The organism is Haladaptatus marinus, from assembly GCF_051194195.1.
Map to the genome: position 1 here is coordinate 23,858 of NZ_JBLZNK010000003.1, position 13,744 is coordinate 37,601.

The window sequence follows — 13,744 nt, forward strand, 5'->3', positions numbered from 1 at the left end:
AGTCCTCAGTCGTCGCTCGTTGTTTGTTCGTCCGGACGACCCTCCACCTCGCCAGTGGGCGGTTCGACCGGCAGTGGCTCCTCATCAGGATCCGGGCCGAGCGGTTGGATTCGGACGCTCGTCACCTTGTACTCGGGGATGTATGATGTCGGGTCGAGTTCGTGCTGGGTGAGTTCGTTGATCGCACCGTGTGCGAAGTGCATCGGGATGAAGACGACACCGGGGTCGGACGTTTCCTCGACGTTCGCCTTGGTCACGATATCGCCGCGACGGGAGGTAACGCGGACGTATTCGCCGTCTTTCACGCCGAGTTGGTCGGCCATCTCCGGGTGAACCGTGACGAAACTCTCGGGGACGTGATCCATCAGCACGTTCACCCGGCGGGTCATGGTTCCGGTGTGCCAGTGGTAGAGAACTCGACCGGATGTGAGCATCAGTGGGTACTCCTCGTCCGGAAGTTCCACTGGCCCGGCGTAATCCGCGGGGACGAACCGGGCTTTGCCGTCATCGAAGTTGAACACCTCGTCGTAGAGGTAGGGTGTTCCGGGGTCGGATTCGTCCTCGCACGGCCACTGGAGACCATCCGGTTTTGATTCGAGACGGTCGTACGTCACGCCGCCGTAAATCGGCACGAGGTCGTTGATTTCGTCCATCACGTCCGCTGGCCCGTCGTAATCCCAATCGAAACCGAACTCGTTGGCGAGGTCGGATAGGATTTCCAGGTCGGACTTTGCTTCTCCGGGTGGTGAAACGGCGGGTCGAACGCGCTGGATGCGGCGTTCCGTGTTCGTGAACGTTCCCTGCTTTTCCGCAGCGGAGGCGGCGGGGAGCACCACGTCGGCGAACTCCGCGGTTTCCGTGAGAAAGATGTCCTGTACGGCGAGGAAATCCAGCTTTTCGATGGCTTTCTCCGCCCCGCGAATGTCGGGTTCCGAGAGGACGGGATTCTCGCCCATGATGAACATACCCTTGATGTGACCCTCTTCCATGGCGTCGTACTGCTCGGGCAGTCGGAGGCCGGTTTCGTCCGGTGGGCGAACGCCCCACGACTCCTCGAATTTGTCCAAAATTGCGTCATCGGTCAGGTCTTGGTATCCCGGCAATGTGTGCGGTGCCGGGCCCATGTCGCCGCCTCCGCCCTGCACGTTGTTCTGACCGCGGAAGGGTGACAGCCCTGCTCGCGGCTTGCCGAGGTTGCCGGTTACGAGCGCGAGATTGGCGATTGCGAGGACGTTTCTGGTTCCGTGGGCGTGCTGGGTCATTCCCATTGCCCACCCGAAGATGCAGGTGTCGGCCTTCGCAATCGTCTCCGCCGCATGTGTTAACTCGTCTTCCGGGACTCCCGTGAGTTCCTCGACCTTCTCGGGCGTGAACGGTTCGACTTTCTCAACCAGTTGGTCGAAATGCTTCGTTCGCTCCTCGATGAATTCCTCGTCCTGGAGGTCGTTTTCGATGATGTGGCGAATCATCCCGTTCAGCCACGCGATATCCTCGCCGGGTTTCGTCCGCGTGTACTGGGTGGCGTGCCCGGCGAGTCCGATTTTCCGCGGGTCGAACACGAACAGGTCTGCGCCGTCGCGGACGTTCTGTTTGATTCGCGTTGCGAGCACGGGATGGCTCTCGGTCGTGTTCGACCCGGTGATGAGGTAGCAGTCGGTCTTTCCGATGTCCTCGTTGATTCGGTTCGTCATCGCGCCGTAGCCGACGGTCTGTTGCAATCCGACTACCGTCGAGGAGTGACAGAGTCGAGCGCAGTTATCGACATGTTTCGTGTGAAGCACCTGCCGGGCGAATTTTTGGGCGAGGTAGTTCTCCTCGTTCGTGCATTTCGACGAGGAAGTGACTGCAATCGCGTCATCGCCGTTCTCCTCACGGATTCGGGAAAGTTCCTCGTGTATCTTGTTCAGTGCCTCCTCCCACGTCGCCTCGCGGAACTCGCCTCCCTCACGGATGAGCGGCGTTTTCAGCCGATTCGGGCTGTCCACGAATTCGTAGCCGAATTTCCCTTTTACGCAGGTCGAGAAGTCGTTGGCTGGCGTGGCGTCCTCGTCTGCGGGTCGAACCCCGAGCACTTCGCCGTCCTTCCCGTACAGTTCGAACCGACACCCGACGGCGCAGTAGTTACAGGTGGTTTCGGCTTTCGTGATTCGAGAGAGACGCCCTTTGCTCACGACGCCCGCGATGTCGAACATCTGGCCGACGTTCATCGTGCTGGCGGCAGTCGCCTCCGTGACGTGTTCGAACTCGGCTAACGCCTCGTTCTTCACACGTCGGGTGGTGTCTCGGGCCTTCGCCCGTGCCTTCTCCATGAACCGGGCGACACCGGACTTCTCCTCGATTTCGCGCTCGCCGGGGACGTTCCGGTTCGGCGCATCGGAGGTGTCCGCAGTTTCGGCGTGTTCGCTCTCGATGGCCTTCCCGATGGAGTTCTTCTGTGTGAACCCCGGTATCGGCATCGTCGCGGACTCGGTCAATCCCTGTTCGACCAGCGACCCGGTCGGGCACACAGTTGCGCAGTGGCCACAGGAGACGCAGGTCGATTCGCGCATCGTTTCGGCGTCACTTTGGAAACCGATTCGGGTGTCGGCACCCTGCCCCTCGATTCGGAGGACACCCTCCACCTGTACGTCGTTACAGGCTTCCACACAGCGATTACAGAGGATGCATTTGTTCCGGTCGATTTGGATGGCCGAGGAGGTGTCGTCTATCGGTTCGTACTCGTCGCGGTCTTCCAGCACGCCGTATCGCGGCTCCTCCACGTCGTTGTCGATGGATGCGTCTTGCAGTTCACAGCGACCGTTCTGTCCGCAGGTCGTACACCGCAGATTGTGGTTGGAGAGCACCAAATCGAGGTTGACGTCCCGTGCTTCCGTCGCTGCTTCGGCGTCGGTTCGTACCGATAACCCGTCCTCGGCGGGGAAGCTACAGGCCGGAACCAGTCCGTGCTCGTCGGTTTCGACCATGCAGGTTCGACACTCCGACCGCGGGCCGATGTTTTCGCCCTGTTCGGTATCACGGTCGTAGTAACAGAGCGCCGGGACGTATTCGTCCGTTTCCACCGCCTCGATGGCGTCGATGAGGGTCGTTCCCGGCGGGACGGCAATGGGATGGCCATCGACCGTGACGTGTTGCATTCCGTCACCATCCGCTCCAACTTCGGGGTCGTTTGCCGTCCCGGTGACGAAATCCTCGGTCAGGGGCGTGCTCGGTCGCGGGTCGTCGATTTCCGGGACGCCGGGTTGTGGCGATGCTGGGGCTGTGTCTTCGATTCCTGATTGCTCGTCTGAACTCATGATTTCACCTCCTCACACGCACCGCTCGGGCAACGACCCTCGGCGTGTGCGTGAAACTCCGGTTCGAACTCGTTCATCGCGGTCGTTACGGGGCGGGATGCGGACCGCCCGAAATAACAGATGCTCGTCTCACGCATCGTCCGGGCGAGTTCGCGGAGCGCGTCGTCCGCGAACTCGCCAGAATACACGTCACGTAGCATCGTCGTCAACTGCTTCGACCCTTCCCGACAGGGCACACACCGCCCGCAGTTTTCCTCCTCCGCGAACCGTGCTCGCGTCCCTGCGGTTGCGACCGCACACCGAGACTGGTTCAACAGTTCGACCACGCCATCGGTTCCGAGGCGTGCGCCGGAGAGGGCGGGCGCACTCGACGAATGGTCGAGTGTACGGGTGAGACCACCGAACTGCCCGCCGACGCAGGCCATTTTGAACTCCCCGTCTCTCGAAACGGCGTCCTGAACGGTGGCCAACGACCCGCCGGTCGGCAGTTCGACCGTCGCGGGGTGAGCCACATCGCCAGTGACGGTGACGAGTCGGGTTCCCGGGTCGGCGTCTTCCGCGTCGAACTCCGCCGGGGACGATAGCAATCGGCGAACCTGTGCAAACGTTCTGGGTGTGTGGACGACGGTCGGTCGTCCATACAGTCCGTGCCGGGCCGGTGTCGGTGGCCTGAGTCGCGCTTCCAGTCGGTCGTTGCCTTCCAACGCTTCGAGCGCCATCGTCGGTTCGGACGCGATGTACTGGCTTGGCGACGCGAAGATCTGTATTGTCACCGAGTCGGCGACGTTCGTTTCCCGAAATGCGCGAACCGCCTCCCGGATGCGTTGCCGGGTCTCCGCTGCCGGTTCCGGACAGTAGACAACAACGTCTTCCGCTCCGACGACGTGCGCGACTGCTGTCGCGCCGTCGAGCACCGAAATCGGGTCGCCTTCCAACAGGAGCCGATCCGTCTCGTTCCGCTCGTCGGTTTCGCCCGCATTGACGACGATCATGGGGTCGCCCTCAGTTTCGCGGGCGACGTTCCATTCCGGTGCAATCGGTTCGTCCATCCGAGCATCGCCTCGCCCCCGCCCGAGCAATCCGGTGGTCTCGACTTCCGAAACGACCTCCTCGGGGTCGTTTCGGGCACCCTCGGCGACGAAGCGTTCGTCGTCCGAAACCCGGCCCGGGTCAGTCCAGCCACAGCGTGCCAGAACGTTTCTGCGACCGACGGAAAGCGGCCCGGAATTCGGCACCGGTAACACGCCTTGGTCTGAGTCGTGCGAGACGACCGCGTATGCGCCGTCTTCGGAAACGGTTCCGGATTCGAGTTCCGTCACGAGGGTGCGGACTCGTTCCGGCGTGCAGTTCGCATGAAAGACGGTCGTTTCGTCCGCCGTCACGGAAACGAATGGCGCGAGTGCAGCGATTCCAGTCGGCCCGACATCCACGACCGATGTCGTATCGGCTTCGTCACGCGCGCTGTCGAGTACGACGTTCGCGCTCTCCCATCCAACTCCACCAGAGACGCGAAGAACGGGGCCGTCATCGACGGCTTCCTCGGAAGATTCCATCTGCTAGGAACTGGCACAGCTGAGCGATAAAAGGTTATGACCAAATCCCTGACAGTCGCTCAAAACGGCGGTTCGAGATCCGTCGTTTGCCGCTTTCGCTTGACGAACACGAACGCCAGCAGTGCCACCATGAGAACAAAGAGCAACTGGCGTTTCACGGTTTTTCACCCGGTTTTGTAGACGCCACGAGCGTCCGCGATATGTTCGTTGTTCTCGTCGAAGACGCTCACATCGACGGTTCCGACATCGCTTCCATTTCGTACCACGTCGGCTTCCGCGTAGAGATCGCCCGTCCCAGCACTGAGATAGTCGATTCGCATGTCGATAGTGGGGACTGGCTGGTCGTTGAGTGAAACGAGCGCCGCGCCGCCGACGGTGTCCGCGAGGGTGAACGTGACGCCGCCGTGAGCCATGAGTTGGTCTTGATTCCACGACAGTTCCTTGCGCATCTCGATTTTCCCCTCGGCGTGCCCGTCTTCGGCTTCGGTCACTTCGACGCCGATTAGGTCGGCGAAGGGCATCCCCTCGAAGAACGCTTCGATGTCCATACCTCGACTGTACGTGCGGAGTAATTAAATGTGCATGCAGTGACCTTCCCGTATGCACGTCTCTGACGACGACGGAATCCGAACGGTGACGTTTGACCGACCCGACGTACGAAACGCGTTCACTCCGGAAGCTGCGGGCGAACTCGCCGAAATTTTGACAGAGAGCGACCCCAAATCTATCGATGCCGTCGTGTTGACGGGGGAAGGCAAGGCGTTCAGTGCGGGCGGCGACATTCAGTCGATGGCGGAACGCGAGGAGAACGTCAGAGAAGCCTACGAACGAGTTCGCGATACCCTCTCGCGGGTCGTCCACGAGGTTCTCTCCGCGCCCGTGCCGGTCGTGGCAAAAGTCAACGGCGATGCGGTCGGTGCGGGGATGGCGCTGGTCACGGCGGCGGATTTCGCCTACGCTGGTGAATCAGCCCGATTCGCGGCCTCGTTCATCAACGTCGGTCTCATCCCGGATATGGGAGGTACCTTCCTCCTCCCGCGACTCGTCGGCCTGCGGAAAGCCAAGGAACTCGCGTTCACCGGCGAGTTGATTTCGGCAGACGAAGCCGCCGAACTGGACGTGGTGAACGAAGTCGTTCCCGACGAACAACTCGGCGTACGAGTGGATGAACTGACCGAGACGCTGGCGAAGCAGCCGACTCACACCATCGCGCTCGGTAAACAAGCCCTTCAAGAGAATCTCGGCAAGGATTGGCGCGAGGCGCTGGATTACGAGACGATGATTCAATCACAAGCTTACGATATGCCCGCCCACAAAGAGGGTGTCTCGGCGTTTCTGGAAGGCAGAAAGCCGGAATTCGAGTAATAATACGCCGGACTGCTTCAGTTCGAAAAACCGAACTTCACCGCGTTCTCCGACGGTTGTTTTTCATCTTCGCGCTCCGATACTGCCGATGCCGAACTCGTACACTGTCTCTCGCTCAATAAAATTCCTCAGTCTGACATTGTGCAGAGTTCCGGAGGATCAGTGAGTCACCAGATGTTATCTGTTTAACCGTGTTGAGGGCCGTTTCGCCCCACGAGAACAAGCCGTGAACCGCAAACCGTAATCTCCCAACTCGTGGGAATTCTCGCGCTTTAGCGCCGGGAGGATGTCAAGAGAGGTGACGGAGCAGCGCTTCAGTTACTTCCTCACGCTCATGATGTACCCATTGAGATGTATCAGGAAACATCCGTAGCTGTCCATTTTCACAGTAGTCGACGCTCTTTTTGGCCATCGAGGGGACGAGTGCTATGTCATCTTCTCCCCAACAAATCAGCGTCGGCTGGGTAACCGTGTCCCGTGGCGGGCGTTCCGAACGACGGAACCCACGATGCCAGTTTATTCTCGAACCAACACCGGTGTGCCGCCAGGCCGCCTGGTAGCGATGGATGGTTTCTTCGTCGAACGTTCCAGTATTTGAAGTGATTTCAAGAGAAGCAACCATATTGTCCATATCGTTCCGACTCAACATCCATTCGGGTAGCTTCGGTAACTGATAGAACCAAACGTACCAGCTCCGGACAATCTGTTGGGGACTAGATCGTAGGACGTTTCGATATACCGTTGGATGTGGGACGTTTAAGATCGCGAGATGATCGATGATCGATGGCTCACGGAGTGCTACGTTCCAGGCGACGAACCCACCGAAGTCGTGCCCAACTACGTGGGCTGATTCCCGGCCCTCGCTGTGAATTAATTCGCAAACGTCGGCTGATAGTTCTGATTGCCGATAGGCATCGATTCCGTCGGGAGCCTCACTCAGATTGGAGCCCCGCTGGTCCGGTACGACCACACGGAAGCCGGCTTCAACGAGCGAAATGATCTGGTCGCGCCAGCCGTACCAGAAATCGGGATGCCCGTGCAGTAGGACGACCAGTGGGGCGTCGGGTTCGCCCGCGGCCACGACATGTAATTGAACGCCATTTACGTCGCGATAGGTAGATTCGACACGGTGATCAGCAAGTAACGATGCGTCAGTATTCGGGTGTGCTTTTGTGTCAATCATCAGTATTGGCTTGGAATTACGATCGGATTCGGTATTTGTGCCACAGACATTGAATTCTAACCTAGAGTAAGTGAGAAGACACTACGTAGCAAAATATGATGACTGCCGTAGTCGTGGGGCTATTTTTAACCCCATAATTCGATTGAATCACTCCCTACCCGAAGAGGGTCGAGAAAACGTGAGATTCGATCTTTCGCAGGTGTTCGCTGGCGGTTGATGGGGTGATACCGACGACGTCGGCGACATCCTCGAGGCTCGCTTTTCGGGGTGAGCTGTAGTAACCAGTCTCGACAGCTATCTCTATCACCTTCCGCTGGCGCGTCGTCAGCGAGCTTACCAGCGACGTCCTCTCTGGTTCGTAGTCGCCGGTCTCGACGACCTCGAACTGGAGCGGCACGTCCCTCATCTCGTTCGCCGCCTCGAACAGCCGCCGGAACCCGGCATCGCTCCCTAAGTAGGTAATCCGCATCGACCCGTCAGCGGTGAATCGGATGGGCATATCTACGATGACGCCGGCATCGTGCTGGTACTCCAGGGCTCGAATATGGCGTTTGTCGGTTCGAATCGGCTCACCGCCACCCACCGCTCTTCACCGGCAACTAGGAAGTCATCAACGTACGATGAGGCGGTCATTATTTCCTCGTACCGTTTGCGGTTGCCGCTCGCCTCGGCTAGAAGCACGACGGTGCCGTCGTCAAGGTGTTCCGCGTGGTGAATGGCTTCGCGGTGTATCAACGATTCTTCCCTGAGTTCGCTGCCCAAGGGGTGGAAGACACCACCGTCCCTCGGCATGAGGTGAACCGTAAGATAGCGCATACTCACAGTCGGCTTTACTCGACAGTTAATCATACGATACTAAGTTCAATCCAAATTCGAATGCCTGATGACCAGTGCAATGGCTCTATTGCTATGCGGCGGTCAATTTCTGTGCGACGGATCATCATCTTTTCACGGTAGATCACTATTTCCGTCTCGGCAGATCGACATACCTCCCGCGTCGCATCCGAATGGGATCGGCCACAGCAGATAGCTCTAAGTAGACAAGCTCTATCTCTAAAGCTGAGTCATCGCAAATGACACTGAAAGAAAGACATGTAAAACTTCCATCCCCCGAGGTTGTGACGTTGTACAGAGTTGACGGGGTCACACCACACCTTCGTCGGGTGACGATGTGTCCACCGATTTCCAATTTGAACGAAGTGTCGATGAGAATTCTTACGCTCCCGAGAGGTGGATGTGAATCACTCGATTACAGTTTTCTTCGCCACAGATTGCACATTCATCGGTTCGCTCGCCGTCATGTGTCTCGGCAAGCGCGGCGGCACCCTCCGCATCCAAATTCGCAGTCGCGAGTACCACGCGTTCGCCAGCGTGGCCGAGTTCGTATCCCTCGTCGATTTCCCGGACGAATCGGCTCCGAAGTTTCGTGAGGTGGTAGTTGAAACGACCGGTATCCCGAATTCCGACCCGTTCGCGAAGTTCCGAGAACGCAAGTGGCTTTTCCGCCGTCGCGAGTTCACGGAGGATTGCGATACGATGTTCACTTGCGAGCGTTCCGAGCGCATCGACTGCCGCGTCAGCGATCTCATCGTCCATTCCGGTCGATTCCGTCGGATACATGCGTAGCCATCCAGCAGTCTCCGTGACATACTTTTTGGAACATTCAAAACATTCTACAGAAAGATGTTTCACGGAAACGATATTTTAGTCCTCCCCGAAACCCGAGATATGGCAGGTGCAGATATCGAATTTCGGTTCGAATCGTGCGAAGACGAAGAACAGTTCGTTCGGGAGTATCTCACCGACGCGTGGCCTCGCTTCGAAGCAAGCGAGTTCTGGGACGCCGGTTGGTTCTGGGCGTATCGACAGTTCGCCGACTACGATTCGGGACCGGACATTGGTCTCGTTCGAGTTGTTTTGGAAGGTGATGGGGACGCGCTTGTCGAAAGCGAGAAAACGCATTGGAATCGGTTCGACGGGCTCGAATCGTGGCGGCTCCGTCGATACGATGAAACCGAAGAAGGGTACGAGAGCTTGCTCGAACAACAGCGGGACGTGAAGGGGAACATCGGTGGTGAGTGGGAGTATCGGCTGAAACCGCTCGCGGCACGCTTCGCACTTTCGTACTTCGAGGGGTTCGACGAGGAACTTCCGATCGTCGCCGAACGAACCGACGACAATCGCGGCGGTGCCGCTTTCTGGGCGATGTACCACTACGTGATGATCCAGTGTGGCTACGACTGGTACGACGAAACCGAGGCGTGTCTGAAAGGAATGAAAAATCGGTTGAAATCGCTCGCCAGTTACGAGGGTGCTGACGCCGCCCGCGAGGAGTACGACCGACTGCTCACCGAGTGGGAGGCTTATGAGGATGAGTTGGAGACGTGGCTCGAAGAAAACCCGACGGGCAAAGCCTCGGAACCGTAGCGACCACCGACCACGTTTCGTTTCGAGGGCACCGAGTCATTTAACGGACTGGAATACTTGTGTATGATTCGAATCCGATGGTCACAGATTTCCTCGCGACGACACTCGTCGTTCTGGCGACGGGGTTCGGTGTGGCATTCACGTATTTCGGGTACTCCTTCGTGACGCGACTCACGTCATTGGTCGGCGGACTCGGTGGGGCTCTGATAGGAAGTTTCGTTGCGCGGATGCTCGTCGCACCCGCGGTCGGCGTCGCCTCGCCCGACTTGCTGCTCGTTTCGCTGGTCGGCGCCATCGTCGGGAGTCTCATTGGTGGTCAGGTCGCTCGCGCCACACAACGGTTCGCTATCGTCGCACTCTGCTTTGCAGTCTCGTCCATGGTCACGTACTCAATGCTAGGCCACCCCGAAATCCTACACTCGATATTCCTCCCGTCGTTCGGTTCCGGGGCAGTTGACCCTCTCGTCGGGTCGGTCGTCGTCGGCGGAATCGTCAGCGTTCTCGTCTGGCAGTTCTATCTCCCGTTTGTAACCGTCATGACGAGTCTCTTGGGTGCGAGCATACTGCAGCAACTCGCGCGAGACTGGAGTGGGTGGCTTCCGGTCTTTCACTCTGATGTGTGGACGACGCTTGGAACGAACCACGTTTTCTGGCTTTTCCTCGTCGGAACGGGTATCGTTTATCAGTATCGTCGCTACCGCGGACGGAAATCGCGCCTCCGAATCGTGCGACCCATCCGACGGCGACTGAGTTGATTTCCCGCGCCCGTTCGAACGTGCCACCCCGTCACACGCCTTCGAACGCTTTCAGAATTACCTTACTCAGCGCCGGGTGAATGTGAATCGTGTCGGTTACGTCGCCGATGGTTCCCGACCCGCTTGCCAGCGCGAGCAGGACTTCGTGAATCAGCGTGGAGGCGTCGGCGCCGATGATGTGACAGCCCAAAATTTCCCCGTCGTCGGGGTCGGCAAGCACTTTCACGAATCCATCCCGTTCTTTGAACGCCTTGCCCATCACCGTCTCCTCGTAAGCACACTTCCCGACCACGTACTCTCGATTCGATTCGTCGAGTTCTTCTTCGGTTTTTCCCGTCCCTGCCACCTGCGGCGAAGTGAAAACAGCGTGGCCCATGCTCGTATAGTCGATGGCCCGTCGCTCGCCGTCGAGTGCATTTTTCTCGACGTACTTCGCTTCATGGTCTGCGGCGTGTTTGAACTGATAGTTTCCGGTGATATCACCCTGCGCCCAGACGTTTTCCGCAGTCGTCTCCAGATACTCGTTCGTCTCGACGAACCCTCGGTCGTCGATGTCGATTCCCGCCACATCCGGGTCGAGTAGGTCAGTGTTCGGTCGTCGCCCCGCAGCAACGAGGAGGGCGTCACCAGTGACCGATATTTCCCCGTCCTTCCCCTCCGCCGTGACCGAAATTTCTTCGCCGTCCTGTGAAACCCCCGTCGCTTCGTGGCCGGTGTGGACTGTGTGGCGTCTTCGTGCTATCTCGGTGAATGCCTCCGCGACCTCGCGATCTTCGTTCGAGAGGAGCACATCGCTTCGACCGATGATGGTTACGGACGTACCGAGCGATTCGTAGAAGTAACCCAGTTCTGCGGCGATATACCCACCCCCGATAATGACGAGCTGTTCGGGTTGCGAATCCAATCTGAGTGCGTCCGTGCTCGTGAGATATTCCACGGTTTCCAATCCATCGATAGGCGGAACCGCGGGTCGCGCACCAGCCGCGACGACGATTTTCTCACCCGTGACGCGCTCATCGTCATCGGTTTCGAGGGTTCGTTCGTCCACGAACCGTGCTTCTTCTCGAATGAGCGTGATGTTGTCGTGGTTGCGGTCGGTTCGTTCCATTCGTTCCGACTTTCCATCGACCGTTTTCGTTACTTCGCGCACGATACTCCGAAAATCGATTTCCGCGACTGCGGCGTCGATACCGAATTCGTCGGCTCGCGCTATCGTCTGTACGATATCGGCACGGTGAATCAGCGTCTTCGACGGGTTACAACCGCGATTCACACACGTTCCGCCGATTGGCCCCCGCTCGATGAGCGCAACGTCCAATCCCCGATTCGCACCGGCGAGCGCGACCTTGTTTCCAGTTCCGCCGCCGATGACGATGATGTCGAAGTCCCCCATGTTCCCTCACCATCCGCGGTACGGCAGGCATCGGCAAGAATCTCGTGTCCCTCGAAAAATTTCGTCTCACAAATATTCAGACAATTTTGGTTCCTCGAACCGTCACATCGACGCTATCGACCGTCTTGCCGTCGAAATCGACCGCGGTGAGCGTCGATTTCCCGACGGGGAAGAAGACGGACTTTTTCAACTGCCCGCTTTGAACCGCCGCCGTATCGAATTCCGTTCCGCTGGAACCGATGACGGTCACACCTCTCACGCCGAGTTCCGTCGTCGCGGTTGGTGCAAACTTGATGCTTACGACCACGCGACCGCTCGCCCACGGTTCCCTGACCGAAACCGTCTCGAACACATCCGAGTCGGCGAGTCCGGAGACGCTCACTTTCGGACTGAGGGTCAGGCAGCCACTCAGTCCGGCGATTCCGGCTCCGGCGGCTCCGAGAAACGTCCGCCGCGAGAGGCGAGATGATTCTTCGTTGGTTTTCCTGTTTCCTGTCATCGTTGTGAGTTTCGGAGGATGAGCGGCCCGATGGCCAGCGTTCGCTTTGCGACGGTGGCGATACGAAGAATGTAGGAGACAAGGAGGAGGAACGGAACCAGCGTAATCGTAAACGCTCCGGCGACGACCAAGAGGATGTCCGTGAGCCCGAACGTTGTCCCGGTGAACGTCCCGCTTCCGACGAAGGTAAGCATCGCTCCCGCGACGAACAGCGACGGAATCGCCGCGTAGAGAATCAACTGGGAGAGGTCGATGAGCGCCCACTGGAAGTAGAGCGTCTTGATGTGCTCACGCGCCGGGCCGAACATCGACAGCGACGTTTTCAGCCGCTCGAACAGACGTTTTTGCTCATCGCTCAGATGATCCGCATACTCCTCCCGCATTCGTTCGACGTGGAAAATTTTCCACGAGTAGTTGAAATCGAGGGCCGCGAACAGCACGTCGAAGCTTCCGAACTTCGCGCCGTCGAGTTCCTCTTTGACGGTATCCGAGTTTCCAGTGAGACTTTCGTTGAACTCGTCGAGTTCGCCGCGAAGTTGGCTCAACTCGTCCTCATCGCCGTCGCTGATGGATGTGTGAAGTTCATTCGCCCGCTGTTCGGTCACGTCGATAATGTTCTTGAGGAATTTCGACGGGTCGGACGGCGTCGTGTGGCCGACCATCTCCCGAACGAACTCACGGAAATCCATCGCGTCACTCATCCGTTGGCGCTGGTCTCCGAGCGGGCCATTCTCCTGTGAAATGACCAACTGGCTAATCGTGACGACCAAGGTGACGCCGGTGATGGTCGTTCCCAACATCGTGGAAAACATCGTCTCGATGGTGTCACTCGACGCAATCGTGGATTTCAGCGGCGGATAGAGGACGGATCCTGCGACGACGAACGAGACGAAAAAGAAAAGCGCGAGCGCTCCGGTTACGACGAGTCGGTTCGCGCCGAGGAGAATCCAGAGTTTGATACGACTCTCCCCGGCTCGCTCGCGCATCGTGTTCGCGGTGCTGATTTCGCCGTCACCAGTGGAGTCTTCGCCGTTACTCATTCGACCCACCGTCGTCCGCCCGTGCCGGCCGCTTGAAAACGAGGAATTTCGTCCCGCCGCCGACGTAGTCGATGGTGTCCGTGAGTTCCCATCCGTCTTCTCCGTACTCGTTCAGTTCGTTCGACGGGTCGATTGCTTCCTTTTTCTCGCTTCCGCGCGGCGGCCTCAGCGTTCGATACTCCCACGTCTCATCGGTACCACGAGCCATGTGTTGGCTGAAATGGGTTGCCACCGAA

Annotated in this window: 14 protein-coding genes; 3 read left to right on the top strand and 11 right to left on the bottom strand. The window is 58.5% G+C overall.

Translation table 11 applies throughout. The features are described 5' to 3' along the window. Positions 1 to 5: 5 nt before the first annotated feature. From fdhF to ACN2TU_RS05660, 3 genes are all read right to left on the bottom strand, one after another. On the bottom strand, positions 6 to 3,293 hold the full coding sequence (gene fdhF / locus ACN2TU_RS05650) for a formate dehydrogenase subunit alpha (protein ID WP_435153710.1): 3,288 nt from the start codon (positions 3,291 to 3,293) through the stop codon (positions 6 to 8). Then, positions 3,290 to 4,846, bottom strand: a complete 1,557-nt coding sequence (locus ACN2TU_RS05655; RefSeq protein ID WP_435153712.1) for an NADH-ubiquinone oxidoreductase-F iron-sulfur binding region domain-containing protein — start codon at positions 4,844 to 4,846, stop codon at positions 3,290 to 3,292. The genes fdhF and ACN2TU_RS05655 overlap by 4 nt, the downstream gene beginning before the upstream one ends. A 164-nt stretch (positions 4,847 to 5,010) precedes the next feature. Further along, a complete protein-coding gene (locus ACN2TU_RS05660) occupies positions 5,011 to 5,394 on the bottom strand; it encodes a PaaI family thioesterase (protein ID WP_435153714.1) in 384 nt (127 codons plus the stop codon). Positions 5,395 to 5,446: 52 nt separating this feature from the next. Between ACN2TU_RS05660 and ACN2TU_RS05665 the strand changes: the two genes are divergently transcribed. After that, positions 5,447 to 6,211 carry an enoyl-CoA hydratase/isomerase family protein gene (locus ACN2TU_RS05665; protein WP_435153716.1) on the top strand — a complete coding sequence of 255 codons (765 nt, stop codon included), beginning with the start codon at positions 5,447 to 5,449 and terminating at the stop codon, positions 6,209 to 6,211. Positions 6,212 to 6,500: 289 nt separating this feature from the next. On the opposite strand, the gene ACN2TU_RS05670 is transcribed toward ACN2TU_RS05665, so the two are convergent. The 4 genes from ACN2TU_RS05670 to ACN2TU_RS05685 all read right to left on the bottom strand — a co-directional run bounded on the left by ACN2TU_RS05670 (position 6,501) and on the right by ACN2TU_RS05685 (position 9,014). Further along, a complete protein-coding gene (locus tag ACN2TU_RS05670; RefSeq protein WP_435153718.1) occupies positions 6,501 to 7,394 on the bottom strand; it encodes an alpha/beta fold hydrolase in 894 nt (297 codons plus the stop codon). 154 nt (positions 7,395 to 7,548) lie between these two features. After that, positions 7,549 to 7,893 carry a helix-turn-helix domain-containing protein gene (locus ACN2TU_RS05675; RefSeq protein WP_435153720.1) on the bottom strand — a complete coding sequence of 115 codons (345 nt, stop codon included), beginning with the start codon at positions 7,891 to 7,893 and terminating at the stop codon, positions 7,549 to 7,551. A 2-nt stretch (positions 7,894 to 7,895) separates the two neighbouring features. Beyond that, the gene (locus ACN2TU_RS05680) at positions 7,896 to 8,210 is read right to left on the bottom strand and encodes a hypothetical protein (RefSeq protein ID WP_435153722.1); all 315 of its coding nucleotides are present in this window, start codon (positions 8,208 to 8,210) and stop codon (positions 7,896 to 7,898) included. A 399-nt stretch (positions 8,211 to 8,609) separates the two neighbouring features. Then, complete coding sequence (locus ACN2TU_RS05685) at positions 8,610 to 9,014, bottom strand: DUF7347 domain-containing protein (RefSeq protein ID WP_435153723.1); 405 nt, start codon at positions 9,012 to 9,014, stop codon at positions 8,610 to 8,612. Positions 9,015 to 9,122: 108 nt separating this feature from the next. On the opposite strand from ACN2TU_RS05685, the gene ACN2TU_RS05690 reads away from it, so the two are divergent. Both ACN2TU_RS05690 and ACN2TU_RS05695 read left to right on the top strand, forming a co-directional pair. Then, complete coding sequence (locus ACN2TU_RS05690; RefSeq protein ID WP_435153724.1) at positions 9,123 to 9,821, top strand: hypothetical protein; 699 nt, start codon at positions 9,123 to 9,125, stop codon at positions 9,819 to 9,821. A gap of 77 nt (positions 9,822 to 9,898) precedes the next feature. Continuing rightward, a complete protein-coding gene (locus tag ACN2TU_RS05695; RefSeq protein ID WP_435153725.1) occupies positions 9,899 to 10,576 on the top strand; it encodes a hypothetical protein in 678 nt (225 codons plus the stop codon). Positions 10,577 to 10,607: 31 nt separating this feature from the next. On the opposite strand, the gene ACN2TU_RS05700 is transcribed toward ACN2TU_RS05695, so the two are convergent. The 4 genes from ACN2TU_RS05700 to ACN2TU_RS05715 form a co-directional block, all read right to left on the bottom strand. Then, entirely contained in the window at positions 10,608 to 11,969 is a 1,362-nt protein-coding gene (locus ACN2TU_RS05700) for a dihydrolipoyl dehydrogenase family protein (protein ID WP_435153726.1), read from the bottom strand. Between the two features lie 76 nt (positions 11,970 to 12,045). Beyond that, positions 12,046 to 12,468, bottom strand: coding sequence for a twin-arginine translocation signal domain-containing protein (locus ACN2TU_RS05705; protein ID WP_435153727.1), 423 nt, complete (start codon positions 12,466 to 12,468; stop codon positions 12,046 to 12,048). After that, positions 12,465 to 13,508, bottom strand: coding sequence for a DUF7972 family membrane protein (locus ACN2TU_RS05710; protein WP_435153728.1), 1,044 nt, complete (start codon positions 13,506 to 13,508; stop codon positions 12,465 to 12,467). Before ACN2TU_RS05710 ends, ACN2TU_RS05705 begins: the two co-directional genes overlap by 4 nt. Next, positions 13,501 to 13,716, bottom strand: a complete 216-nt coding sequence (locus ACN2TU_RS05715; protein WP_435153729.1) for a DUF4177 domain-containing protein — start codon at positions 13,714 to 13,716, stop codon at positions 13,501 to 13,503. The genes ACN2TU_RS05710 and ACN2TU_RS05715 overlap by 8 nt, the downstream gene beginning before the upstream one ends. Between the last annotated feature and the right edge of the window lie 28 nt (positions 13,717 to 13,744).